The 26,132-nt window shown below is 44.0% G+C and carries 22 protein-coding genes; 17 read left to right on the forward strand and 5 right to left on the reverse strand.

Features of this window, described 5'->3' with window-relative positions; genetic code table 11:
- Positions 1-692 precede the first annotated feature (692 nt).
- On the reverse strand, positions 693-1,829 hold the full coding sequence (locus MHH50_RS04550; protein WP_076309544.1) for a polysaccharide deacetylase: 1,137 nt from the start codon (positions 1,827-1,829) through the stop codon (positions 693-695).
- A gap of 487 nt (positions 1,830-2,316) precedes the next feature.
- On the opposite strand from MHH50_RS04550, the gene qoxA reads away from it, so the two are divergent.
- The 10 genes from qoxA to MHH50_RS04600 all read left to right on the forward strand — a co-directional run bounded on the left by qoxA (position 2,317) and on the right by MHH50_RS04600 (position 12,963).
- Complete coding sequence (gene qoxA, locus MHH50_RS04555) at positions 2,317-3,336, forward strand: cytochrome aa3 quinol oxidase subunit II (protein WP_036680822.1); 1,020 nt, start codon at positions 2,317-2,319, stop codon at positions 3,334-3,336.
- A 38-nt stretch (positions 3,337-3,374) separates the two neighbouring features.
- The gene (gene qoxB, locus MHH50_RS04560; RefSeq protein WP_076129582.1) at positions 3,375-5,318 is read left to right on the forward strand and encodes a cytochrome aa3 quinol oxidase subunit I; all 1,944 of its coding nucleotides are present in this window, start codon (positions 3,375-3,377) and stop codon (positions 5,316-5,318) included.
- The gene (gene qoxC, locus MHH50_RS04565) at positions 5,315-5,911 is read left to right on the forward strand and encodes a cytochrome aa3 quinol oxidase subunit III (RefSeq protein ID WP_042124373.1); all 597 of its coding nucleotides are present in this window, start codon (positions 5,315-5,317) and stop codon (positions 5,909-5,911) included. The genes qoxB and qoxC overlap by 4 nt, the downstream gene beginning before the upstream one ends.
- Before the next feature lie 4 nt (positions 5,912-5,915).
- Positions 5,916-6,206: a cytochrome aa3 quinol oxidase subunit IV gene (gene qoxD, locus MHH50_RS04570; protein WP_036680878.1), complete on the forward strand. Its 291-nt coding sequence runs from the start codon at positions 5,916-5,918 to the stop codon at positions 6,204-6,206.
- 1,598 nt (positions 6,207-7,804) lie between these two features.
- Complete coding sequence (locus MHH50_RS04575) at positions 7,805-8,194, forward strand: GntR family transcriptional regulator (protein ID WP_076129581.1); 390 nt, start codon at positions 7,805-7,807, stop codon at positions 8,192-8,194.
- Positions 8,187-9,089 (forward strand): ABC transporter ATP-binding protein, encoded by a 903-nt coding sequence (locus tag MHH50_RS04580; protein WP_076280586.1) that lies wholly within the window; start codon positions 8,187-8,189, stop codon positions 9,087-9,089. The genes MHH50_RS04575 and MHH50_RS04580 overlap by 8 nt, the downstream gene beginning before the upstream one ends.
- Positions 9,043-11,085, forward strand: a complete 2,043-nt coding sequence (locus MHH50_RS04585) for a hypothetical protein (protein ID WP_340033999.1) — start codon at positions 9,043-9,045, stop codon at positions 11,083-11,085. The genes MHH50_RS04580 and MHH50_RS04585 overlap by 47 nt, the downstream gene beginning before the upstream one ends.
- A gap of 354 nt (positions 11,086-11,439) precedes the next feature.
- Positions 11,440-12,000 carry an RNA 2'-phosphotransferase gene (locus MHH50_RS04590; protein WP_340011983.1) on the forward strand — a complete coding sequence of 187 codons (561 nt, stop codon included), beginning with the start codon at positions 11,440-11,442 and terminating at the stop codon, positions 11,998-12,000.
- A 34-nt stretch (positions 12,001-12,034) separates the two neighbouring features.
- Positions 12,035-12,556, forward strand: a complete 522-nt coding sequence (locus tag MHH50_RS04595; protein WP_076129577.1) for a mismatch-specific DNA-glycosylase — start codon at positions 12,035-12,037, stop codon at positions 12,554-12,556.
- A gap of 230 nt (positions 12,557-12,786) precedes the next feature.
- The gene (locus MHH50_RS04600) at positions 12,787-12,963 is read left to right on the forward strand and encodes a hypothetical protein (RefSeq protein WP_340034000.1); all 177 of its coding nucleotides are present in this window, start codon (positions 12,787-12,789) and stop codon (positions 12,961-12,963) included.
- Positions 12,964-13,013: 50 nt separating this feature from the next.
- On the opposite strand, the gene MHH50_RS04605 is transcribed toward MHH50_RS04600, so the two are convergent.
- A complete protein-coding gene (locus MHH50_RS04605) occupies positions 13,014-13,949 on the reverse strand; it encodes an MraY family glycosyltransferase (protein ID WP_076129282.1) in 936 nt (311 codons plus the stop codon).
- A 168-nt stretch (positions 13,950-14,117) separates the two neighbouring features.
- Between MHH50_RS04605 and MHH50_RS04610 the strand changes: the two genes are divergently transcribed.
- A complete protein-coding gene (locus tag MHH50_RS04610) occupies positions 14,118-14,819 on the forward strand; it encodes a YjjG family noncanonical pyrimidine nucleotidase (protein WP_076304983.1) in 702 nt (233 codons plus the stop codon).
- Between the two features lie 60 nt (positions 14,820-14,879).
- Here the strand turns inward: MHH50_RS04610 and MHH50_RS04615 are convergent, their stop codons facing one another.
- Entirely contained in the window at positions 14,880-15,857 is a 978-nt protein-coding gene (locus MHH50_RS04615; RefSeq protein ID WP_339189691.1) for a ring-cleaving dioxygenase, read from the reverse strand.
- A gap of 179 nt (positions 15,858-16,036) precedes the next feature.
- On the opposite strand from MHH50_RS04615, the gene MHH50_RS04620 reads away from it, so the two are divergent.
- The 3 genes from MHH50_RS04620 to MHH50_RS04630 all read left to right on the forward strand — a co-directional run bounded on the left by MHH50_RS04620 (position 16,037) and on the right by MHH50_RS04630 (position 19,202).
- Positions 16,037-16,843, forward strand: a complete 807-nt coding sequence (locus MHH50_RS04620; protein ID WP_076129279.1) for an AAC(3) family N-acetyltransferase — start codon at positions 16,037-16,039, stop codon at positions 16,841-16,843.
- A gap of 99 nt (positions 16,844-16,942) precedes the next feature.
- Complete coding sequence (locus MHH50_RS04625) at positions 16,943-17,875, forward strand: manganese-dependent inorganic pyrophosphatase (protein ID WP_076129278.1); 933 nt, start codon at positions 16,943-16,945, stop codon at positions 17,873-17,875.
- Between the two features lie 232 nt (positions 17,876-18,107).
- Positions 18,108-19,202 (forward strand): Glu/Leu/Phe/Val dehydrogenase, encoded by a 1,095-nt coding sequence (locus tag MHH50_RS04630; protein ID WP_339189693.1) that lies wholly within the window; start codon positions 18,108-18,110, stop codon positions 19,200-19,202.
- Between the two features lie 148 nt (positions 19,203-19,350).
- Here the strand turns inward: MHH50_RS04630 and MHH50_RS04635 are convergent, their stop codons facing one another.
- Positions 19,351-20,010, reverse strand: a complete 660-nt coding sequence (locus tag MHH50_RS04635; RefSeq protein WP_339191122.1) for a peptidylprolyl isomerase — start codon at positions 20,008-20,010, stop codon at positions 19,351-19,353.
- A gap of 210 nt (positions 20,011-20,220) precedes the next feature.
- On the opposite strand from MHH50_RS04635, the gene MHH50_RS04640 reads away from it, so the two are divergent.
- The gene (locus tag MHH50_RS04640; protein ID WP_076194175.1) at positions 20,221-21,447 is read left to right on the forward strand and encodes an MFS transporter; all 1,227 of its coding nucleotides are present in this window, start codon (positions 20,221-20,223) and stop codon (positions 21,445-21,447) included.
- Between the two features lie 86 nt (positions 21,448-21,533).
- On the opposite strand, the gene MHH50_RS04645 is transcribed toward MHH50_RS04640, so the two are convergent.
- The gene (locus MHH50_RS04645; protein ID WP_051490926.1) at positions 21,534-21,938 is read right to left on the reverse strand and encodes a hypothetical protein; all 405 of its coding nucleotides are present in this window, start codon (positions 21,936-21,938) and stop codon (positions 21,534-21,536) included.
- A 257-nt stretch (positions 21,939-22,195) separates the two neighbouring features.
- Between MHH50_RS04645 and MHH50_RS04650 the strand changes: the two genes are divergently transcribed.
- Together MHH50_RS04650 and MHH50_RS04655 are read left to right on the forward strand one after the other, a co-directional pair.
- Complete coding sequence (locus MHH50_RS04650) at positions 22,196-24,094, forward strand: sensor histidine kinase (RefSeq protein ID WP_076309546.1); 1,899 nt, start codon at positions 22,196-22,198, stop codon at positions 24,092-24,094.
- A 113-nt stretch (positions 24,095-24,207) separates the two neighbouring features.
- Complete coding sequence (locus tag MHH50_RS04655) at positions 24,208-26,124, forward strand: ATP-binding protein (RefSeq protein WP_340034581.1); 1,917 nt, start codon at positions 24,208-24,210, stop codon at positions 26,122-26,124.
- The last annotated feature ends 8 nt before the right edge of the window (positions 26,125-26,132 follow it).

Below are 26,132 nucleotides of genomic sequence, written 5' to 3' on the forward strand. Positions count from 1 at the left end.
CATTCTAACTGGTTTGGCGGACACAGCAGACGCCATTCGCTCATTTAGTGGCTTGGGAGTGGAGTTTAGGACTCAGTAGCCGCTATTTGCCCATTTATCGCCATAGGAGCAAAGTTTCGGACTCCAATGCAGCTATTGGTGTGGAAAAAACTGGTAACTGGTGGTTATTGCACCAATAGCGGCTATGAGGTCCGATAGCATCCGAAATATAGCTAAATCCAGCAATTAAGGTCATCTGGGTCCGATAGCGTGAGTTCATACTCATCCCAACTGGTTTGGCGGACACAGCAGACGCCATTCGCTCATTTAGTGGCTTGGGAGTGGAGTTTCGGACTACACAGTAGCCGCTATTCGCATATTTGTCGCCATAGGAGCGAAGTTTAGGACACAGCCGCCGCTATTCGCCCATTTATCGCCATTGTAGCAATGTTTCGGACACCAGTGCAGCTGTTGGTGTGGAAAACACTGATAACGGGTGTTTTTGCACCAATAGCGGCTATGTGGTCCGATAGCACCCGAAATAGAGGCAAATCCAGCAATTAAGGTCATCTGGGTCCGATAGAAAAACTCGGGAGCATGAATGTGATCGGATTAAACAAAAATTAGTGTTTAGTTCAAGACCTGAAAAAAGAGGGAATCCCAACAGCTAGTTCACAGCTGTTGGGATTCCCTCTTGATTTTTTCAAAAAAACTCAGCGTGTATCCTTCCAGAAATTCAGAGGTTTCAGATCTGAGCTAATGACGTGGAATGTATAGCCTTCTTTTTTCAATGACTCTAAGATACGCGGAAGTACTTTAAGTGTAGCTTTTTGATCATGCATCAGAATCACTGGATTGGTCTGCGATTTCTGCAGCTTATGAACCTGATTCATTACCGAATTATAGATCGTCGTACTAGCATCCTTGTATTTCCAATCCTCTGAGTCCACGTTCCAATCCCACAGATGATAACCTTGAGCCAAGACTTTATCTCTAAAGGCCTTTGTGAAATAAGGCTTGCTTCCATAAGGAGGACGAATCAGTGTAGTGCTTTGACCTGTAATCTTTTTCAAAATGGCATTATCGTTATCCATCTCTCCCAGCGCAGCCGCAGGTGAAGCATAAAACTTCTCTTTCCGGTGCGTCATTCCATGCAATGCGAGACCATGCCCTTCATTCGCAATCCGTTTCACTTGCGCAGTATGCTGGTTCATATTCGGTCCGATCATGAAAAAAGTTGCCTTCGCATCATATTTTGCCAAAATATCAAGCAATGTAGAAGTTGTAGCCGTTGGCCCATCATCAAAGGTGAGGTATACGCTCTTACCTTGCTTTCCAACAGTTGGCGTAGAAGTTCCAGGAGTTGCGCTTGGCTTCAATTCCTTTTTAAACTTACTTACAAATGTTGCATCATCTAATGTAGCCGAGCCGTCTTTTACACGCAATAAATATTGATCTGCTTTAAAGGAAATTCCAAAACCAAGATAAGAGGTCAATTTCAGTGGAACCATTGTTTTTCCGTTTTTCAAAAATGTACTCATGGATATGGTCTTTCCATCGCCTAGAGTAGCTGTTGCATGATCATTCAGCAGTTTGATTGATCTGTTCTGACCTGTAACTTTTATCCCATCGCTCACTCCAGTTAGCGTTAACTTAAGTTCCTGTGATAGATCACGTAGAGGAACGTAATAGGTATCTTTTACCGAAACTGCTTCAATAGTTGTTAACTTATCGTTCACACCTAACCTAAGGGAGCCTGCACCTGCTGCATTCACTGAATCTATCGCTCGTATTGATCCGGAACCAATGAATAATACGATTAATAATAGCCATACTTTCTTTAAAGACATCGTCAAAAATCTCCTATCTATGTATATTTGTCTATTACCTTATCATACATTGATAGAATGAAATTTGAGAGATTGTAACCCCCAGCAGAATAATTTGTTACCTTTTAGAAGTTAACTGTGATTTCAACCACAATCATAAAAAGCACGCGACTCCGGCTAAATACTGGCGCATCAACAAAAAATGGTTAAAATCACCCTGTTTTGCGCAGAATAGATGTGTCTAAATTAGCAACTTTAGTAAACTATTGAACAAAGTTTGAACGGAATTTTTCAACCCATAAACAGCGCCGTTACAGTGATCTTTATCATACTATTAGAAACTTGTAACAAATTGATCACACATATTTAACTTGTTCGCCATTATTAAGGTCTTTTTTAGGCTAAATGGAAAAATAAGTCTTTTGCTTTCTTCCCCATAAATTCTTACTATATATTAAGGTTAATGTTGAGGGTTAATAAAAGAAGTATTGAAGGAAGGAGCTTAAGCATGAACAAAAAGGGACCGTTATACGCTTTATTTCTCAGCCTAATTTTACTCTTGCCAGGATGCAGTTCAATCGCTGTTCTGAATCCGAAGGGGCCGGCTGCAAGAACTTTATCTGACACGATCATTCTCTCCATTGTTATGATGCTCGGCGTTCTGGCAGTTGTCTACATCTTATATGTCTTTGTGCTTTTGAAATACCGTGCTAAAAAAAGCAACGAAGATTATATTCCTCCTCACGAGGAAGGAAACAAATGGCTGGAGGCTATCTGGATTACCATTCCGATTATTATCGTGGCATTCCTCTCCGTAGTCACCGTCAAAACAACAGTAGATGTAGAAAATGTTGCAGCGGATTATAAAGATCAGAAACCGCTTGTAATTTATGCTTCCTCCTCTAACTGGAAATGGCATTTCAGCTACCCAGAAGAAGGTATCGAAACAGTAAACTACGTTAACATTCCAGTTCACCGCGCTGTAGAGTTCAGATTGTATTCTTTCGGTACGATCTCAAGTCTTTGGATCCCACAATTGGGAGGACAAAAATACGCGATGAGCGACATGATCACAACCTTGCATCTTTCAGCTGATACTGTAGGTTCTTATGTCGGAAGAAATGCGAACTTTAATGGTAAGGGTTTTGCCCACATGGAGTTTGAAACACTTGCGATGACAGATAAGGACTATCAGGAATGGGTGAAAGACGTTAAAGAAACGGCGGGTCCACTGACGGAAGATGAATTTAAAGGTCTTTTGGAAATGGAACATGTCGGACGTAAAACGTATACGAATACTCACTTATCCTTCAGCCCGCCTCCGGGAAGCCATGGTGACCATATGAGTAATGGTGGCACTGAAATGGATACGGATAACGGAAGTATGGAGCATCAGGATAATAAAGAAATTCACCCGACTCCAGCACCATCCAGCGAGACGGAATTCAACACCGAGCCTAATCCAGAACTGGATGAGCCGACACCTAGTTCTCCATTAGAAGAGAGCACAACACATGACGGACACTAGTCAATGTTAATTGAACAACTTGAAAGGAGCGATTCCTAATGGATTGGGATAAATTTAAGGTCCACGGCGAACCCCTGATATACGGAGCTATGGCAAGTATTGTTCTGGCTACAATCGGGATTATCGTCGGCCTGACCTATTTTAAAAAATGGGGATATTTATGGCGCGAATGGTTGACTACTGTTGACCACAAACGTATTGGGATTATGTATATCCTCGCTGCATTGCTTATGCTTTTCCGCGGCGGCGTTGACGCTATTATGATGAAGCTGCAAACAGCAGCCCCGGACATGAAATTTCTTGACGCACAGCATTACAACGAGGTATTTACAACACACGGCTTGATTATGATCCTTTTTATGGCCATGCCGTTTATTATCGGTCTGATGAATGTTATCGTTCCGCTGCAAATCGGTGCTAGAGACGTTGCCTTCCCGCGTCTGAATGCTGTCAGCTTCTGGCTCTTCTTCTTTGGAGCTATGCTGCTTAACATTTCGTTTGTTATCGGGGGATCGCCAGATGCTGGTTGGTCCGCATATTTCCCGCTAGCAAGTTTAGAGTTCAGTCCAACGGTGGGTAATAACTATTACTCGCTCGCACTACAAATTTCAGGTATTGGTACGCTCCTCACAGGCGTTAACTTTATTGTAACGATTCTGAAAATGCGTGCACCAGGCATGAAGTTGATGAAAATGCCGATGTTTACTTGGTCCGTATTGATCACCAACGTAATTATCGTATTCGCATTCCCTGTGCTTACGGTTGCACTCGCGTTGATGATGTTCGACCGGTTGTTCGGCTCTCAATTCTTTACGATGGCCAATGGCGGTATGGATATGTTATGGGCCAACCTGTTCTGGGTATGGGGTCACCCTGAAGTATATATCGTTGTCTTACCGGCATTCGGTATTTATAGTGAAATTATCGCCACCTTCTCTAAAAAGAACCTGTATGGATATACATCCATGGTATTCAGTATGTTGATCATTTCCCTCTTGTCCTTCCTAGTATGGGCTCACCATTTCTATACAATGGGTCAAGGTGCTATGGTTAACAGCTTCTTCTCGATTACAACCATGGCCATTGCCGTACCAACAGGTGTGAAAATATTTAACTGGCTATTCACCTTACGAAAAGGGCGAATAACCTTTACGACACCTATGCTATACACCCTGGCCTTTATTCCGATCTTTACGATTGGTGGGGTAACAGGTGTCATGCTGGCTATGGCCAGTGCCGATTACCAGTACCATAATACGATGTTCCTGGTTGCCCATTTCCACTACGTTCTTATTCCAGGTGCGGTCTTCGCCGTTATCGCAGGGTTCCATTACTGGTTCCCTAAAGTATTCGGTTTCCGTCTGAATGAACGTCTTGGCAAGCATGCCTTCTGGTGGATTATCATTTCCTTTAACGTATCGTTCTTCCCGCTGTTTATTCTCGGACTTAAGGGTATGACCCGCCGACAATACACCTATTCTGCGGATACCGGATTTGGCCCGCTGAGTATGGTCTCATTCGTAGGTGCGATCGGTCTCGCTATTGGATTTGTAATCCTGGTTTATAACATTTACTGGAGTACTCGTTACGAACCAAGAGATACTGATGGAGATCCGTGGGATGCACGTACTTTGGAATGGGCAACGAAAAGCCCGATTCCAGCGTACAACTTCGCAGTGGTTCCAAATGTAAAAACACGCGATGCTTACTGGTCTGCTAAACAAGATAAAGTACCGCTTTTTGAAGATAAGATTACTAAGATTCATATGCCTAGCAACACAGGAAAACCATTTGTTCTGGGTGTTATCTTCTTCATTGCAGGGTTCTCTCTGGTCTTCAGTCTTTGGATTCCAGCGATCCTCTCTGGAGTAGGTATCCTCATTGTTCTAGCTGCTATGTCCTTTGATCGGGATCACGGATTCTACATCCCAGCAGAAGAAGTTATTGCTACTGAAAAGAAATTGCGGGGTGAGACAGTATGAAAATAGATGCGTCTAAGCCGCTTGAATACTCAACAGAAGAGAATAGTAATAAAATCTTTGGCTTCTGGGTTTTTCTAGGAGCGGAGATTGCACTGTTCGCTACGTTGTTCACTGTTTATTTTGTAATGGTAGACCGTTTTGCCAGCGGCCCTAGCGGGCCGGATCTTTTCGAAATTGGTCCAGTAATGATCGAAACATTGCTGCTGCTGACAAGTTCGTTCACGATTGGTCTTGCAGTTCATGCCATGCGGCATGGTTACCAAAAAGCCATGATGGTCTTTTTCGGACTAACCCTTCTAATGGGTCTCGGCTTCCTTGGTATTGAAATCACGGAGTTTGTCACTTATGTTCACGAAGGGGCTACACTTCAAACCAGTGGTTTCCTATCCAGTCTCTTTGTACTGCTGGGAACACACGGAGCTCACGTATCGTTCGGTTTCCTGTGGGGTGCGGCTATTCTTATCCAGTTGAAGCGTCAAGGTATTAATCCGGCTACGGCCAATAAATCCTTTATCTTCTCGCTGTACTGGCATTTCTTGGACGTTGTCTGGATCTTTATTTTCAGCTTCGTCTATCTGAAAGGACTGATGTAGCATGATGAAGCAATTGTTTCCAATTCGCCATGTGATGGGTTTCTTAGCCTCTCTTGTCCTTTCTGTGGCTGCACTTGCTGTAATCTACCTTGATCTATCCAACACTGCGAACATGGCTATCCTGCTTGTTACAGCCCTCATTCAGGCTTCCTTGCAGCTCTTCCTGTTCATGCATATTGGTGAATCAGCAGATACCAAGAAAGAACTTTACATCAATATCGCCTATGCCTTATTCGTTGGTCTAGTTACGATATTCGGTACGCTCTTCATCTTCGTATGGGGCTGGTATGCTTAATTACAGTCACTAATACTCAAAGGGACGTCTCTAAAGCCAAAATGGCTTAGGGGCGTCTCTTTTTTTGCGTTTATTTAGGAGGTTTATTGTAGCGGATGCCCGGAAATGTGCGTCTTTTTAGGCAATAGCTGCACTGGAGTCCGGAACTTCGCTCAATAGGCGAAAAATGTGCGAATAGCGTCATCTGGGTCCGAAAGCTACGGGGGATGGGGGTGGCTTGGCGCAGTCGGACTCAGGTGACCTTAAAAGCTGGAATCAACGGTATCTGGACTTGTAACGGACCTCAAAGTCGCTATTGGTGTAAAAGGCACCCGAAATGAGCGTCTTTTTGGGCAATAGTTGCAACTGAGTCCGAAACTTCGCTCAAAAGACGAAAAATGTGCGAATAGCGTCATTTGAGTCCGAAAGCTACGGGGGATGAGGTTGGCTCGGTGCGACGGACTCAGATGAGCTTAAAAGCAGGAAACAGCAGCGTTTGAGTCCGAAAGCCCCGTGAGACAAGGTCGGCTTGGCGCTATCGGACTCAGATGAGCTTAAAAGCATGAATTAGCGTCATTTGGAGTTGTAACGGACCCCAAAGTCGCTATTGGTGTGAAAAACGCCCAAAATGAGCGCCTTTCTAGGCAATAGTTGCACTGGAGTCCGAAACTTCGCTCAAAAGGCGGAAAATGTACGAATAGCGGCATCTGAGTCCGAAAGCTACGGGGGATAAGGATGGCACGGCGCTGTCGGACTCAGATGACTTTAAAAGCAGGAAACAGCGGCGTTTGGAGTTGTAACGGACCCCAAAGCCGCTATTGGGTGAAAAACGCCCAAAATGAGCGCCTTTCTAGGCAATAGCTGCACTGGAGTCCGAAACTTCGCCCAAAAGGCGGATAATGTACGAATAGCGGCATCTGAGTCCGAAAACCAGGGGGATGAGGTTGGCTCGGTGCGACGGACTCAGATGAGCTTAAAAGCATGAATTAGCGTCATTTGGAGTTGTAACGGACCCCAAAGCCGCTATTGGCATGAAAAACGCCCCAAATGAGCGTCTCTCTAGGCAATAGTTGCACTGGAGTCCGAAACTTCGCCCAAAAGGCGGAAAATGTGCGAATAGCGTCATCTGGGTCCGAAATCCATGGGGGATGAGGGGGACTTGGCGCAATCGGACTCAGATGACCTTAAAAGCAGGAATCAGCGGCATTTGGAGTTCTAACGGACCCCAGAGTCGCTATTGGTGTGAAAAATGCCCAAAATGAGCACCTTTCTAGGCAATAGCTGCAGTGGAGTCCGAAACTTCGCTCAAAAGGCGGAAAATGTGCGAATAGCGTCATCTGGGTCCGAAAGCCCCGGGAGACAAGGCTAGCTTGGCGCAATCGGACTCAGATGACCTTAAAAGCAGAAATCAGCGTCATCAGGGTCCTAAAACTACTGTGGATGAGGTTGGCTCGGCGCAATCGGACGTAATTTTGATTAATAGCAAGGAATAGATAAATCCCGAAGGAAAATCTTGGGGATTTTTTTGTTGACATATAAATCAAACTGTATTAATAATAGTAGTACAGTTAATACACACCATAATGGATTTAATGCAAGATAGTGGAAGGAGGAAGGTTATGTTCGAACTGGACGTTCGTAGTCGGAAGCCGATTTATGAGCAGCTGACCGATAAGGTCAAGGAGATGATTCTGCATGGTATTTTGCAGACGGATGAACAGCTACCTTCTGTAAGGACGTTATCCCAGCAGCTAACCGTGAATCCCAATACGATTCAGAAGGCTTACCGTGAATTGGAACGTGAGGGATATATCTATTCATTACAGGGGAAAGGAAGTTTTGTAGCCCCAGTGAAAAAAGAACAAAATGCGATCAAAAAAGCGGAAGTCCGGAACGAGTTGCTGAGGCTGATGGCGGAGGCGGTATACCTTGGGTTCACCGCAGCTGAGATTAGTTCTTTGTACCAACAAGTGGAGAAGCAAAGAGAAGGAGGGAAGAGTGATGATTGAGATTCGGGGAGTCAGCAAGTTATTTCAAGGCGAGAAGGCAGTCGACGATATCTCTTTAACGGTACATAAAGGAACAATTTATGGGCTGCTCGGCTCTAATGGCGCGGGCAAAACAACGCTGCTCAAAACATTGGCGGGCATCTACTCTCCAGATAAGGGGACCGTGCGGGTGGATGGTGAAGCGGTATTCGAACACCCGACGACTAAGCAACGGGTTATTTTTATGCCGGATGCTCCTTACTTTTTCCCACAATCCACCATGCTGCAAATGGCGGCCTTCTATCGCTCGATTTATCCGAGCTGGAATCAGAAGCGTTTTGAAGATTTGGGAACCGTATTTCAGCTCGATAAAAAGCGCAAGCTCAGTCGTTTCTCCAAAGGGATGCAGCGGCAAGCGTCATTCTGGTTATGTTTAAGCTGTATGCCGGATGTGCTGATTATGGATGAACCGATTGACGGATTAGATCCGGTGATGCGGCGTCAGATCAAAAACCTGCTATTTCAGGAGGTTGCTGAACGCGAGTTGACGGTAATCATTTCTTCCCATAACCTTCGTGAGATTGAAGATCTGTGCGATCATGTCGGGATTATGCATGGTGGGAAGATGTTGATTGAGAAGGATCTGGATGATCTTAAGGCGGATACACATAAGATTCAAGTGGCGTTTCGGGATGAACGGCATGAGATTCCGTTAGTTGCCAAGCTACAAGTTCTGCATCAAGAGCGCCGGGGAAGTGTGAACCTATATATTGTAAAAGGGGATCGTGAACGGATCAAAGCGGCTTTTCAGGTGTACGAGCCATACGTATTCGATTTGCTTCCATTAACGTTAGAAGAGATCTTTATTTATGAAATGGGGGATGTCGGATATGATGCGCAGCCATTACTACTTTAATAGCAGTATTTTTCGCCAGAACTTCCGCCAGCATGGCTGGATAGGGATTATATATGCACTCGGCTTATTATTTGCACTTCCATTACAGCTCTTCATGAGCAGCAATCCGGATGCAAAACCGCAAGAAATAGATCATTTATTTCGCATAGCTGGTAGTGTGCAAGCCTTGTTTATCATTACGATCCCAGTTGCCGCAGGACTATTCTTATTCCGATACCTTCAGGCAAAATCACCCGCAGATCTTTGGCATAGCCTGCCTTTACGCAGAGAGCATATATTTACAGCTCATCTGACGAGTGGACTTACCTTACTATTGCTGCCTGTTTGGTTAACTGCTGGGGTGGTTGCCGTTGTTAAGCCGTGGAGTGGTGATTTTTATATTTTTCAAGGCGCAGATATTTGGCAATGGTGTATTACAGTTAGTATTCTGACTTTGTTCCTCTTTTGCTTTAGTGTTTTTGTGGGAATATGTACGGGCCAATCTATTCTTCAGGGAATTATCATTTATATTTTGCTTATTCTTCCTGCTGTACTGATCTCATTAATCCACAGCCATTTAGCTATGTATCTTTATGGATATGCAAATGCAAACTCTAACTTGCGTGATTCTATTTCGCAGATATGGTCTCCTTTTGTTCATATCGTGTATTATTTTACCGGCAAACCCTTCACCAATACAGAATTATGGATTTATGGGGTATTGGCACTTCTATTTATCGGGTTGTCGTACCTGTTATACCGTAAACGTAATACGGAAAAAGCGGGTCAGGCTATTGCCTTTGGATATTTCAACCCACTGTTTAAAGCAGGGGTTATGTTATGTGCCATGCTTATTGCCGGTAATTATTTTGCGCAAATGAAGCAACAGCAAATGGGCTGGGTGATTGGTGGATATGCCATCGGAGCCATTATTGGTTATGTTGCCGCAGAAATGATTGTTCGGAAAACATGGCAGATTATGACGCGTAAAATGGTAGCTGAGTTTGCAGTTTATGCGGTAATGATAGGGTTACTTCTGTATATCCCGGTATCAAGTGTTACGGGGTATGAAGCCAGAGTGCCTTCCGGTGATAAGATTAGCGGTGTATATATGGGAGCTAACTACCGGTTGTATACCCCAACGGATGATTTGTACACTACACCCTACATGGGGCAGAACCCTTTTTCCGATGATAAAGATTATATAGAAGCTGTCCGTAAACTCCATCAAGCGGTAGTTGCAGTACGTCCAGAACTTACCTCACGACAATACGTTTATGAATATTTTACTCTGGCTTATCAATTGGAGAACGGCGATAAGCTAGTGAGGGAATACTGGATCCCTAATAAGGGGTTTGAATCAGAGCTCGAGGCGGTTAAGGATACCGAAGCTTACAAGTATGAAAAGTATGATTTAGCTCTCTTAGACAAAGACCTGGATTTTATGTGGGTTACTAACAGGAATAAAAAAGTAGCCATTTCTGATCCCGGGGAAATTTCAGAGCTAAAGGAGATTATCAAACGCGAAATTTCGAATATGTCCTACGAAGTACAAATAGATAAGGACGGAAAACCTGATGTGGCTAATATCCAAGTAGAGGTGAAGACAAAAGAGAACAGTAATCAAGTTATTACAGATTATGGTTATTATTATCCGTGGAAATCTTCTTTCCATGAGCTTGAAAAGTGGATGGACGAAAAAGGTTATGCCGATAAAATACGAATAACAGCTGAAGATATCCAATCGGCAGAGATTATAAAAGATGATTATATGGACGAGCAAACACCTAAGAACCCTACTAGTCCTGAACAAAGAGTAGCGCTTGCACGCGAAAAGAATCGTACGGCTGTTACGAAGGATAAGACATTATTAACAGATATTTTGGACCATCATTTCCATAATGGTGTTGAGAATGGCAACTACATTGTGAAGTTGATGTACAAAGAGGGTTATAGCGATTTCGTAATGTTAAAAGAATCGGATATGACGCCTGAATTGAAGGCATTGCTGAAATAAGTTAAGAATAAGTTTAGAATAAGGTAAGTAAAAGATTACAGATAAAAGACTACTGGTTGACATAAACTGGATGGTTGGATTATGCTTTTGGAGATAGGAGAAGGATGAAATGGAACTTTCAGGTCAGCCTCTGAACCAGTATATTCGTTCCGGTAAAATAACATCGCTGTATTAACTGGTAAGGAGTTTTGTATTTAGGTGAAGCCCGACCATGGACGATAGAGTCCATGGTCTTTTTTGCATAGTAAGAGGTAATACATGGATGTGTGATTGCTGTAATGCCTCTGGAATCTGCTTCGAAGAGATCCTTTACTGTAGAATAATATAAATAGGAAAAATTGAGGTGAAAATATAATGTTAAGCAATACAGCGGAAGTGTCGTTAAGTAAATTTATGACTAAGCTGCTTCGGCATACCCCGGAGCAATATGGTCTTATTTTGGATCCAGAGGATGGTTCCTGTAGGTTGGATGATTTACTGTTTGTTATTGTAAGCACTCCTAGATGGTCAGAGGTGACTGTGGGAGATATTCGGCAAGTGGTTGCAGGTTGCGACAAGCAACGATTGGAAATCGTTGATGACCGGATCAAAGCCCGGTACGGGCATAGCCACACAAAAATCACTTATGAGCCGGGGACTCCGCCTGCTATACTTTTTCACGGAACTCATTCTGGTGTGCTTTCTGTGATTTTGGAGGAGGGGCTCCAATCGATGGGACGGCAGTATGTTCATTTGTCTGAAGGGACTCATTTTGCCAGTTTAGCCGGAAGTCGCAGAGGGAAATTGATATTGTTAACCGTTGATACGATTAGAGCGGGTCAAATGGGTGTAACCTTTTATAATGCGGGTAATAAGGTATGGTTGGCAGGTCATATACCGCCTTCTTGTCTTAAGGTGTATACACCTGTAAGTTGAACTAGATCGACGTTTGGTTAGGAGGCATAATAACATGGATGAAATTCCAGATCACTTAGATCACGGATTACAGATTGTATTTATTGGGTTCAATCCTAGTATCCGTTCTGGCGAGGTAGGACATCATTACGCGAATCCGCGGAATAATTTCTGGAGAATATTACATCAGTCTGGACTTACTCCCCGGTTGTATGATGCGTCTGAGGATGGGGACTTGCTTAAGCTGGGCTATGGGTTTACAAATATTGTTGCCCGTCCCACACGGGGAATCGACGATATTACTCGTGAAGAATACCAGGAGGGTCGGGAAATGCTTCGCTCCAAGCTGGAGAAATATCGGCCTCAAGTCGCCTGTTTTGTAGGTAAGGGTGTGTATACAGAGTTTAGCCGCAGAACAAAAGCTAACTGGGGATTTCAAGGGGACGTGCCTCCAAAGGTAGATGGCGTTCGTGAATTTGTTGCACCCTCTTCTAGCGGATTAGTTAGAATGCCGATGGAAGAGATCGTTGGGATTTATCGCAGATTAGCTGAGTTTACGCAAGAGAACGATGGGTGATTGATGTATTTGGAGTTAGGGTGCTAAAGGACACAGGAGTCGCTAAAAGTAACAATTCACTCTTATTTGTGCGCTATCGGACTCCGATGCAGCTAATGGGTGGAAATAGACTGAAAATGCGTCCGATTTGGTGTGATAGTGTCTTTGGAGTCCGAAAACACCAATGAATGGCCGAAAATCCACGAATAACGGCGCCTGAGTCCGTAAGAGTAAAAGCTGGGGAATTGGCCATGGATCTACGTAAATCCGTAGATCCCGCAGATCCCGCAGGTCCCGCAGATCCCGTAGATCCCGCAGATCCTGTAGCTCTCGCAAGCTCTGGCAAACTCTCGCATCTTAGCTATCTCTCGCTACCCTCAAACACAAAAGGAGCCAGATTCCATATCGGAATCTGGCTCCTTTTGTAACTTCAAAGGGCAGTCTCAGTATATGAGACATGCCCTTAGTCCCTCATACATTAGGTCTCAATCAGCAGCAGAATGATAGAGGATAAGGATAGGCAAACACTAATCAGGCAAAGCACGGCAACGACCTGCTTCTGGTTCAGGCCTGCCCGAAGTAGGCGGTAATGAGCCTGGGTGGCATCGGCTTGATAAATGGACTTGCCTTGGATGAAACGTTTGACTACGACAAAAATGTTGTCGAAGATCGGTACGCCCAGCGCCAGAATCGGAATGAACAGCGACAGGACGGTGGCTTGCTTGAACGCTCCGTCGAGTGCAATTACCGCTAGGATGAAGCCGAGAAAGGTTGCCCCGGCGTCGCCCATAAAGATTTTGGCGGGCGGCTTATTGTAGCGCAGATAAGCAAGCGTAACGCCAATCAGTGAAATTGCCATAATGGCAGATGAGGATTGTCCCTTTGCCAGTGCGACAACAAATAACGTAATCGCCGAAATGGCCGTCAAGGCACCAGCCAGACCGTCCATGCCATCCGAGAAATTAATAACTGTGGTTACACCGAAGATCCAGATAATCGTCAGCAGAAACGATAGAATGACAGGCAAAACGATATAATCGCCTGAGAACGGATTGTAGAATCCGGTAAAGGCATTGCCAGAAACATAAACCAGGATCGCTGCGCTAACTTGTACAATTAACTTGGGCAGAGCTGGGAAATCTTTGCCTTTCGTTTTGTACCAATCATCCACTGTGCCTATGGTCAGCAACAGTACGCCACCTACAAATAATGCGACAGTCTCCATGGAGAAATCACGCGCGAACACCAGATAAGTGATAAAAAATCCGATGAATATGGCGTAGCTGGCCGTTAGCGGAATGGGCTCTCTATGAATTTTACGCTCAACGTCCTGCCGAGGCTTGTCCACAAAATCAAGCCGAAAAGCAAGCTTGCCGAGCGGCGGAATTAGAAAGTAGACGATAAGAAATGACATTAGAAATGATAAAACGTATAAAATGACGCTCACCACCGTTTTCTTTTTAAAATACCACAGATCGATTAAATCTACCTTAAAAAAGTAAAATTTTGTCGTGAGGGGTGTGAAGTTGACTTGCCAGCAACGCTGTAGTACCTTGTTGAGAAAAGCCTTTGGGGGATATTTATGAAATACGATGTTATTTTATTTGATGCCGACGATACGTTGTTTGATTATGGAATGGCAGAAAGTCACGCGTTGTCTAATGCCTTTCTACACTTTGGGATGCCCACAGGTGCAGCAGATTATGCTGCCAGTTATCAAGAGATTAACCACGCATTGTGGAGGGATCTAGAACAAGGAAGGATTTCATCTGCGGCGCTGCGGGTAGAGCGGTTTAATCGGTTGTTTGCTGCACATGCGCTTGAGCTTGATCCTGAAACATTCAGTGAGGCCTATCTACGTTTCTTAGGCGAAGGAACCTTTCTGATGCAGGGAGCAATCGAGCTATGCGGAGAGCTTGCAGATTGCCGCCTGGCGATTATCACGAATGGAATCAAGGATGTGCAAACTTCCAGAATCCAAGGCTCGCTGCTGAGTGATACATTTGAGCAGATCATTATCTCAGAGGAGGCAGGATGTCAGAAGCCAGAGACGGGGATTTTTGATTATGCTTTTGCCAAATTGGGGATAGAAGATAAGGAAAAAGTATTGATTGTGGGTGATTCCTTAACCTCTGATATTCAAGGCGGAATTAATTATGGGATTGATACTTGCTGGTTTAACCCGCTAGGTAAGATTAATGAGTCCGGCGTTCAGCCAAAATACGAAATCCGAAACCTGTCGGAGCTACTAGATATTGTAGGGAAAGTTACTAACCTTCAATAATAAAATAAGGTGTGAGCGCATAAGCGGCTCACACCTTTTATTTAGTAACCTGAAAGAGGTTTATTGCCGAGTATCCAGCGGCTTCAGATACGCCTCGATTTGCTGGCGTTTCGATTCCAGAAATGGCGGCAGCGCAAGGGATTCACCTAAACTTTCCATAGGCTCATCTGTAGCAAAGCCTGGTCCGTCTGTAGCCAACTCAAAAAGGATGCCGTTAGGCTCGCGGAAATAGAGGGAACGGAAGTAGAAGCGGTCGACGAAACCGGAATTAGGAAGCTGTGCCTGGCGGATGTGTTCGATCCATTGCTTCAATTCGTCTTCATTATCTACGCGGAATGCGACGTGATGTACCCCGCCACGGCCCAAATGCTCTTGCTCCAGATCATTGCGTTCCTCCAGATGAACCTCAGCACCTGATCCGCCTTCACCAGTCTCGAATACGAGCACTTCTGGCTGACCGGCAACTGTTGAAGGGTAGGTTCCTATACGGCGGAAGCCGAGCAACTGCTCCAGCACTACCGCTGTATGTTCTGCACTTTCTACTGTGAGATGTGCGGGTCCTAAGCCTACAATGCCATATTGGGCAGGTACTGGGCTTTTAGCCCAAGGAGTACCGCCGGCAACACCGTTATTATTTTCGTCGGATACGAGAATGAAACGTTGGCTCTCGTGATCGCGGAAGGATAAAGTCTGGCGTCCACCAAGTTCCTGTATCGTCTCATGCTCCACGTTAAGCTCGGTGAAGCGTTGCTCCCAGTAGGTAAGTGCGGCATCGCTTGGCACTCGAAGGGAGAGCGCGGAGATGCTGTTATTGCCCTCACGGTTGCGGCCTGCCATCGGAAGCTCGAAAAAGGTTAATTCGGTTCCGGGATTCCCCTTCTCATCTCCATAGAATAAATGGTACACTGAAATATCATCCTGATTTACTGTTTTTTTAATGAGACGCAGTCCGAGTACCTCTGTATAGAACTTAAAGTTCTCCTGTGCTTTGCCTGTAATAGCTGAGACATGGTGAAGTCCTTTTAACGTTAAACTCATGGTAGTTACCTCCGTGTAAATGCTTTGGGTTTGTGGATTATTTTAATTTATTTTTAATATATCGATAGAATCTTTGGTGAATATTATTAAGTTACTATAATTTTAATAGTAATAAGAAACTTTTGCAAGTGGATATTAATGTTTCATGAAATTTAATTCATACATAAGGAGAGAGTATAGTGCACACAACAACAAGCTTGATGAAACAATTACAGGAGTTAGGGATTGATCCACGGGGGACCATTCTAGTTCATTCCTCGTTAAAAAGTGTTGGCGAAGTAGAAGGAGGCGCGAACACGGTGCTGGATGCACTCAGTGAATATATGAAGGATGGGCTGCTTGTTTTGCCAACGCATACATGGGCTTATATTAATGCGGATAATCCGCGCTTCTTTGTTCAAGATTCCCCATCTTGTGTAGGGATATTACCGGAGCTGTTCAGAAAACGTCCAGGTGTTGTCCGCTCTTGGCATCCGACTCACTCTGTAGCGGCTTTGGGTGTTGATGCTGAGGCGTTTACTGCAGGGGATGAACGTTGGGATACGCCATGCGCCCGTGGTTCAGTGTGGGGCAAGCTGCTTGATCGGAAGGCGGAAATAGTACTGCTAGGCGTCGATCTGCGGCGGAATACGTTTATTCACGGTATTGAAGAGTGGGTGGATATTCCGGGCAGAATGACGGATAGTCATGAGGAATTATATACGGTGACGCCGGGTGGCGATGAAATCATGGTGCCTTCTCGCAGACATTGTGGTCTCTCTTGGTCGGAGCATTTTTGGAAAGTGGAACGCGAGCTTGAGGAAGGCGGTGCCATGCGTAAGGGGAACTTCGGGGATGCACTAGTTAGAGTGTGTGGAACAGTAGAAACGACGGATATTTTAAGCCTGATGCTAAAAGAGAATCCTGATCTTTTCTCCGATAATGAACCGCTGCATGGTGAGTCGAAACCAGATCCGCTTCCAAAGACCAGACGTGAACAACCGTAGGTGGGAGAGGCTAAACCATTTTTTCAGCACGCACAATCTGGAAGCCGCTATCAATGTATGGTATATTAATCTCACTAAAACATAGTAAGGAGATTGGAAATGGAAAAAACATTGGTCTTTGGACACAAAAATCCGGATACGGATACTATTTGTTCGGCAATTGCTTATGCAGCACTCAAAAAAGAATTAGGCTGGGATGCTGAGCCAGTTCGTCTGGGAGACGTTAGTGGTGAAACGCAATTTGCGCTTGATCATTTCGGAGTTGAGGCTCCTCGTCTGGTAGAGAACGTAGCTGGAGAAGCTAATCAGGTTATTCTTGTTGACCATAATGAACGCCAACAAAGTGCGAATGACATTGATCGAGTGCGTGTAATTGAAGTTATCGACCATCACCGGATCGCTAATTTTGAGACTGCACATCCGTTATACTACCGTGCTGAGCCAGTAGGCTGTACTGCTACTATTCTTAACAAAATGTATAAAGAAAACGGTGTAGCTATCCCTAAAGACATCGCCGGATTGATGTTGTCTGCAATCATTTCTGATTCCTTGCTGTTTAAATCTCCAACCTGCACCGCTGAAGATGTAGCTGCAGCACGCGAATTGGCTGAAATCGCTGGTGTAAATGCAGAAAGCTACGGCCTTGATATGCTGAAGGCTGGTGCTGACCTTAGCGACAAGAGTATCGCTCAACTGATCTCCTTGGATGCTAAGGAATTCAAAATGGGTGAATACAAAGTAGAAATCGCCCAAGTGAACGCGGTCGACGTTAATGATGTACTCTCCAAGCAGGCTGAACTAGAAACTGCACTGACTTCCATTATTGCTGAAAAAGAATTGGATCTGTTCCTGTTCGTAGTTACAGATATCCTCAACAACGATTCGGTGGGTCTGGCTCTGGGCCGTGTTGCAGGTGCAGTAGAACAGGCGTACAACGTGAAGCTTGATGACAATAAAGCGCTTCTTAAGGGTGTAGTATCCCGTAAATCGCAAATCGTACCGGTACTTACAGAGACAATTGCTAAACTGTAAAGCATTTTGACAGTTGCGTTGTATTTTGTACAATAGAAATCCTGTCTATGAGAGTAGATTGGATAAAAAGAGCTCATGCCCCATCAGTAGTTAAGATGGTGACATGAGTTCTTTTTGTTTTACGGCGTATTCTGCTACAATATTTTGGGAGGGGATCCAACTGATCCTCTTCCAATTGCATGAACTTTGAACCAGCATGAGGAATATGACAAAGGGATAGGGGATATTGGAAATGGAATTGTTTGCAGCATTGGAACGGGACGACTACGAGGAATTATTATTTTGTCAGGATAAGGCATCGGGATTAAAGGCGATCATCGCGATTCATGACACGACACTGGGACCAGCACTGGGTGGAACGCGGATGTGGACCTATGCTACGGAAGAGGAAGCTATTGTTGATGCGCTTCGATTAGCAAAAGGGATGACCTATAAAAATGCAGTATCCGGCCTGAATTTGGGTGGTGGGAAAACAGTAATCATTGGAGATCCCAAGAAGGATAAAAATGAAGCCATGTTCCGTGCTTTCGGAAGATACATACAAGGTTTAAATGGACGGTACATAACTGCTGAAGATGTAGGGACTACGGAAGAGGACATGAACATTATTTATCAAGAGACAGATTATGTTACTGGCACCTCACCTACGTACGGTTCTTCGGGCAATCCGTCACCAGCAACGGCTTACGGTGTTTACCAAGGAATGAAGGCAGCCGCTAAAGCCGCCTTTGGCAGTGATTCGCTTGAAGGGAAGACAGTAGCTGTTCAAGGCGTGGGGAACGTGGCCTTTACACTGTGCAAACATCTTCATGAAGAAGGAGCACTGCTTATCGTAACGGACATCCATAAACCAGCCGTTCAACGTGCAGTAGAGGCCTATGGCGCCAAGGCTGTAGATCCAGGCGATATCATCAGTGTAGATTGTGATATTTATGCTCCTTGCGCTCTTGGAGCGACAATTAACGATGAATCCTTACGGGTAATCAAGGCGAAAGTGATTGCAGGAGCTGCTAATAATCAGCTGAAGGATTCCTCGCATGGTGATGCACTTCATGAGATGGGGATTGTATATGCTCCAGATTACGTGATTAATGCAGGTGGCGTCATTAATATTGCGGACGAGCTGAACGGCTATAATAAGGAACGTGCCTTTAAGCAGGTGGCGAAGATTTACGACAATATTACCCGCGTAATGGAAATTTCCCGTTTGAACGGAATACCTACTTATGCCGCTGCGAACCAGCTTGCAGAGGACCGGATAGCGCTATTAAGAAATAGCCGCAGCACCTTCCTGCGTAATGGTCAACATGCACTTAGCAGAAGATAGCTGCGGGGATAAGCTGTAATAAAAAACTCGGCAATTTCCATCCGATTACAACTTCGGAGGGACTGCCGAGTTTTTTATGTTCTTTTATTTCTACAAGAAACGTTTATTCTCTTTCGAGGACGGTAACGTGGTTTCTGCTTATTCCTAATTACTGAACCTTTTGCGGTTCTGGGTAAGTGACGCCGAAGGTGTCGACCGTCACCTTTTTCATGACTGGTGGCTCATCTGGACGATCAGAACCGTCACGAGGCAGGCTCACAATTCTTTTTACAGCTTCGATACCTTCAGTTACTTTACCAAAAGCGGCGTAGCTTCCATCTAGACTAGGGTAAGCTGCATCCATAATAAAGAACTGGGAACCGGCAGAGTCAGGAGCCTGTGATCTTGCCATGGATAGAACACCTTCTGTATGCAGAAGGTTATTGGTGAACCCGTTGCCAGAGAATTCTCCGGCGATACTGTAACCCGGGCCTCCCATACCTGTACCATCAGGGTCGCCGCCTTGAATCATGAAGTTAGGAATTACTCTATGGAATATAGTGTTATCATAAAATCCTTTTTGAATAAGTGAGATGAAATTGTTTACGGTGTTAGGGGCAACCTCAGGGTATAGCTCAGCTTGGATGATATCCCCGTCTTCCATTTCAATGGTTACTAAGGGATGACTTGCCGTAGCTGAAGGAACGCCTTCAGCTGGGGCTGCACCTTCCCCAGGTGCTGATCCGCTGCTTCCATTATTACTGCTTGCATTGTTATTGTTTGGCTTGTTACCGCAACCTGCCGCAATAACCATGACCAGGCATAACATGATCAGAAGAATAGCGGATTTTGTTCGTGTAGACTTCACTAAATAATCTCTCCTTTTTATTGAATAATCTCGTAGGTACTTCCCATAATACCTCCTTTGTCCTATTACATGCAAAGGTCAGTTATGACTTCTGGGATTGGCACATCTTAAAAAGAAGTTTACAATGGTAGGATGTTTCCAAAGAGAACATCGAGAAAGGATGTGCATAGGATGCTCTTTTCGTGGAAGCGGAATTTGATCGTGCTTTGGGTAGGGGTTTTCTTTTGTAGTACAGCTTATTCGATCTCGATTCCCTTCCTTTCCATTTTTTTGAGCGACGAACTTGGGGTTTCGAATCATTTGGAGATTTGGTCAGGGGTTAGTTTTGGAATAACCTTTCTTGCCAGCGCTTTAATCTCTCCCTATTGGGGTTCGCTAGCCGACAAGTATGGTCGGAAACCGATGCTTATTCGCTCGGGTTTTAGTCTGGCAGCTTTATACCTTATTAATTATTTTGTACATGATCCTTATGTTTTTTTGATTGTGCGTGTGCTGCAAGGACTGCTTGCCGGTTTTGTTCCAGCAGCTATTGCAATGGTAGCCACCAATACACCTGAGCATAAGACGGGGTACGCTTTAAGTATTATGTCTACAGCCGGAGCGACAGGTAGTATTATTGGACCATTAATTGGCGGTGTAGTGAGCTATTATACCAGCAACCGGATTGCTTTTTTATTCTCAGCGGGTATTGTACTTATCTCAGCGCTCATTGCTACTTTTTTTGCAAAAGAGGAGAACTTCGACCGTTCGGCTCCAAGGTCACATGTAAGTGATGATATCAGGGAAGCGAGAAGTAACCGAGCTTTTATTACTTTGCTCTCGCTGGCGGGAATCAGTACCTTCTCCGTTATGATTCTGGAACCGTTAATCCCAATTTATCTACTGGACATGGGGATCTCCAAAAATAGTGCCTCGCTAAGCTCGGGAATCGTATTCTCTGCTGTGGGGATTGCTACGGTGCTGATGGCTCCGCAGTGGGGCAGACTCGGCAGCCGAAAAGGCTTTGGGATGATCTTATTTATTGGTCTGATCGGGGGCGGGATCGGTAATATTCTACAGTTTTTTGTTTCGGGCTATGTAGAGTTCGCTATCCTTCGCTTTGCATACGGCTTGTTCTATGCAGGTGTGCTGCCGTCAGTCAATGCCATGATTGTACAAGTAATTGAGCCGGGATTCCGTGGACGGGCCTTTGGCCTGAATCAGGCGGCATCTCAGCTTGCGACGATGGCTGGACCGATTATCGGCGGCTTATTGGGCGCGTTTATTCCAATTCGTTGGGTGTTTGTAATCAATGGAGTGATGCTGCTGGTAGCAGCGATATTGGTTAAGACCCGCAAGCTGGAAGCACAAATCGCCGCTGCTCGTCCCGCAGAACAGCCAACAACGATGCAGGGCTAACTGCTACCTCAATGAGCATGTCGTTATTTAGAAATAACATAAAGCCGCCGGGCTCACAGCCCGGCGGCTTTATTCATATTAAGCTGCTATTCTCCCTGCGAACCGTTCAAAACGTCTGTTCCCGGCATAACATCCACTGGCGGGGAGGCAGGGTCAATAATGGAATTTGGATATACATCGTCCGCATCTGGAACATCCTCCAGCGGCTGATCTTCTTCTTCCATCTCCAAGAGTTCCTCATCCTTAGTATAATCCGTATCATCTAGGGTTAATCCTGCGGTTTCAGCGGCTAGATATGCATCGGATTCCACCAGCTCATCTCTTTCGATTACATCCTTAGGTGAGTTTAAACCAATATCTGCTGCCAAGTATTTATCGCCAACCAAGACAGGATCTGCGTCATCATCAACAATATCCTCTTCATCCATATCAGCTTGTATATAACGTTCATATTCAAAGTCAGCTTCAGTTTTATTTGGTGAACTATCCATAGCCGTTCACTCCTTTTTTATGATAAAATTTGAACTTCCTATGTTTATCTTTACCCGTTTGACCATGATCGAATCGCTGATCCAATAAATGGGTATGTCTATATTGGATTAGTAAAAAATGGGTGAAAGCAAAAGCTGATGAAAAACGTTCTTTTTCGAGAAAATTTACAAGAATAGGCAGGGATAGTGCGAAGCTTGTCGAAATTAAGAAGCATATATGAACGTTTAAACAACTAATGAATTACTGAGGTGCTACGATGAAGTTGCCAAAGCTCAATATAGCGGCTGCTTTTTTATTAATTCTACTGCTGACCGCTATGGTTCCTTTTGGTACGGCGATAGTGAGTGCTGAATCATCAGACTCTACGCTGCCCAATTGGGAGATTAAATTTGAACGTATAGAAATAGATCATATTGAAGAAGCTGTGGCAGCTCTTGATGAAGAATGGACTCGTGTTATGCCTCATGGGAAAAGCCCAGAGACTCCAAGTGGAGCAACCTCAGCCTGGCTGCGGTTTACTTTACCACAAATTAGTGATAAATCTGCGTTATTCATAGATAAAGTATATGGAAATAATGTTAAGGCTTATTTAAATAACGAATTAATATATGATTCCGGAAAAGATTTTAATTTCAATGGCAGTAAGGTTTTCATTCCTCTGTCCAAAAGTGTTGGAGGACAACAGCTATATTTATGGACCCATGGTGGCAGCAAAGACTTAGGGATTCACGGCGAAATAAGAGTAGGCCAATACGATGAGCTGTTATCTGTTTATGTAAAGCAGGGCTTAATGGATCTGATCATTGGAACGACGCTTATTTTTATTGCGATTGTACTGCTGATCTGCTCGCTATTCATGAGAAAAGGCTATTTTTCAGGCGGATATCTATTGGTGCTGATTATTTTATCCATTGGCGTCTTAGTGGTAACGTATTCATCGTTCCTGCCGACAATCCTCGGCGATTATGGAGAGATCGTACTTGTTTTCTTTGATGTAGCTTTATATACGCTTTTGCCATCCTTTACATTTTATTTTGAGAAAATATTTGGTCCAGGGAAAAAGAGAATCGTTACACGATTCCGTAAGTTTCAAATTGTCTATTCTGTATTTTGTTTTTCCCTAATGGTTATTAATATTCTTTTGTCCTATCAGGTAGATGACTTTTATAGATTGATGACTACGAGTGTGCTAGGTATCCTTATGATTGTACAAATTATACTTTTGATCAGCTTAGCGTTTATACACGCGAACCGTGGCAATGTAGATGCTGTTATTTTTACTTCAGGGTTCTCAATATTTGCTTTCATGTCTCTTAGTGAACTGGTCATGTTCTATGCATCGGGGCAATCCTATCAATTATATTGGTGGAAATGGGGAATGGTGATTTTCGTAATTGCCTTAATCGTCATTCTGGGAAGAAGGTTTACTCGAAACCATGAACAGCTTATTGAATATTCCCATCAGCTTGAGAAGTTCAATAATGATTTGCAGCGCTCGGAGAAGATGGAGATTATTAGTGAGCTGGCAGCGTCGGTTGCCCATGAAGTACGGAATCCATTGCAGGTTACCCGGGGGTTTCTGCAGATTCTTGGGGAGCGTTCAGATCAAAAGGAGCGGGAATATCTGCAAATGGCAGTGACAGAACTGGATCGAGCTACGCTCATTATTACAGACTTCCTAACCTTCGCTAAACCAGGACTTGAAACCGTAGAGCAGCTTGATGTGTCCGAAGAGTTGAGGCATGTGACGGGTATTCTTTCTCCGTTAGCGAATCTGCAAGGGGGCGTCATTGAACTTAATCTGCAGCCAGGACTTTACGTTACTGGATCATCTGCCAAGTTCAAGCAAGCGTTTATCAACATTCTCAAAAATAGCATCGAAGCTTTAAAGGACAATGGGCTGATTAAAGTCACAGCCTGGAAGGCTGGAAAACATATAATAATCAGTGTTCATGATAATGGGGAAGGGATGAACCGGAATGAGCTGGCTCGGTTAGGGGAACCTTATTACTCCAATAAGACCAAAGGAACGGGGCTTGGACTGATGGTAACCTTTCGGATTATTGAGGCGATGGAGGGATGCACTGAGTTTCGCAGTGAGAAAGGGGAAGGGACTGAAATTATAGTAAAAATACCAGAACTTAGAAGAATTTAGAAGTAATTTATGATAATTCCGTTTTTTAGAAGGAAAGAGTGAGGGGCTGAGCGAAGTAGTACAGACAGAATATTGTTTCTGATACTTACTTCTGAGGTGCATATATGCGCTTGATGATTAAAGTCCTACATATAGCAATAGCTCTTACTCTCCTTCTGATAGGATATAGTTCAATTGTTGTATCAGCAGCGACCCCATATCCATCCCAAGAAATTACCAGTTGGCAGATGAGATGGGGCGATGGAACCGAAAACAGCGGCATAGAGGTTCCACAGAATAATGACCAGCAGTATTGGATAAATGTGAATGCTACGAAGGAAATCCCACATCTGCCATCAGGCGTATCCACTTCTTGGACTCGTATTTCCATACCTAACTTTAGTTATATCTCCCCTTCAATCTACATTGATACTTTATATGCTCTTCATGTGAAGGTGTATGTGAACGACCGTTTGATCTTCGAGGAAGATCGTAATTATATTAAGGATAACTATTCTTTGTTGTTGCCTTTGAGTCAAAGCGATAGTGGGGAAACATTATACATTTGGACTGAAACGCTGCAGGATAGAATCGGAATTAAAAATGAAGTAGTGATCGGTGAACACAACCTGTTAATCAATGATTATATTAAAAATGGACTCAGCGATGTGATTTTGGGCTGTGCTTTTTTTCTTGTGGCTATCGTTCTATTTATAAGCTCTCTCTATATTAATAGGGACTATTTTTCCAGTGTGGCTTCACTAGCCGTTGTAATAGGTTCAACCGGAATTCTCTCGATAACCTATTCTCCTTTTATTTATACCTTTTACAGCGATTTAGGCGCGATTAGTAATGTATTTCTTGATTTGGCTTTATTCTCACTTTTACCGGCGCTTACTCTTTTATTTGAAAAAATATTTGGCAGTGGAAAATATGCGATCGTCCGTCGTTTTCGTCAATTTCAAGTCATTTACTCCTCATTTTGTTTGCTATGTCTTTTGATCAATTTTCTATCGAATAATAGCTATATTGAGTTTTATTATTTTGTATCCACCACTATTATCGGGTTCATCCTCATCCTTCAGTTCATCTTGCTGATCGTATGTGTGATTATATTTTCGCTTAAAGGGAATAGGGACGCTATCATTTTTGCCATTGGCTTTGGAACGGCTGCATTTACTGTAGTGTCAGAGTTACTGTGGTATTACATTCATAAGGGGAACTATGATTTATTCTTGTGGAAGTGGGGCATTGTTGCCTTCATAATCTCCTTGATCGTAATTCTGGAGCGAAGACTAGCCTATAGCCATCAACAGGTTGTTAACTATTCTAAAGAATTAGAGCGTTTTAACAACGAATTGCAGCGTTCAGAAAAAATGGAAATTATTAGCGAGCTTGCTGCATCTGTTGCTCATGAAGTGCGGAATCCACTCCAGGTAACTAGGGGTTTCCTTCAGCTGCTTAGCGAGAAATCCGTTGGTGAAGAGGAAATATTTATGTCGATGGCCCTTAGTGAGCTGGATCGTGCTTCCGGGATCATTACGGATTTCTTAACCTTCGCAAAACCGGAATTTGAGACGATTTCCAGTCTGAATTTGTATAATGAATTTAAGCATATTGAGAGTATTATGCAGCCGCTTTGTCATTTAAATGGAGGGAAAATGATTCTCGATGTATCGGGCGAATTATGGGTGAAGGGGAATTCCTCAAAGTTTAAGCAAGCCTTCATCAACATTATCAAAAATAGCATTGAATCTTTCCGTGACGAAGGGTTTATCTATATGTCGGTGTATGCGGAAGAGGAGAACGTAATTATTCATATCAAAGACAACGGGGAAGGGATGGACGCGGATGTCCTGCACCGATTGGGAGAGCCTTATTTCACTAAAAAGAATAAAGGGACAGGTCTTGGATTAATGGTCACTTTCCGCATCATCGAAGCTATGCAAGGTAAAGTGAAATTCACAAGCAAAAAAGGAGTGGGAACCGAATCCATCACCATACTGCCATTGGCAGAAGCTCCGGATGATTCTCACTCCTTAGGGGGTTAATCTTGTTG

The organism is Paenibacillus sp. FSL H3-0302 (assembly GCF_037982245.1).
Classification (GTDB): Bacteria; Bacillota; Bacilli; order Paenibacillales; family Paenibacillaceae; genus Paenibacillus_AQ; species Paenibacillus_AQ odorifer.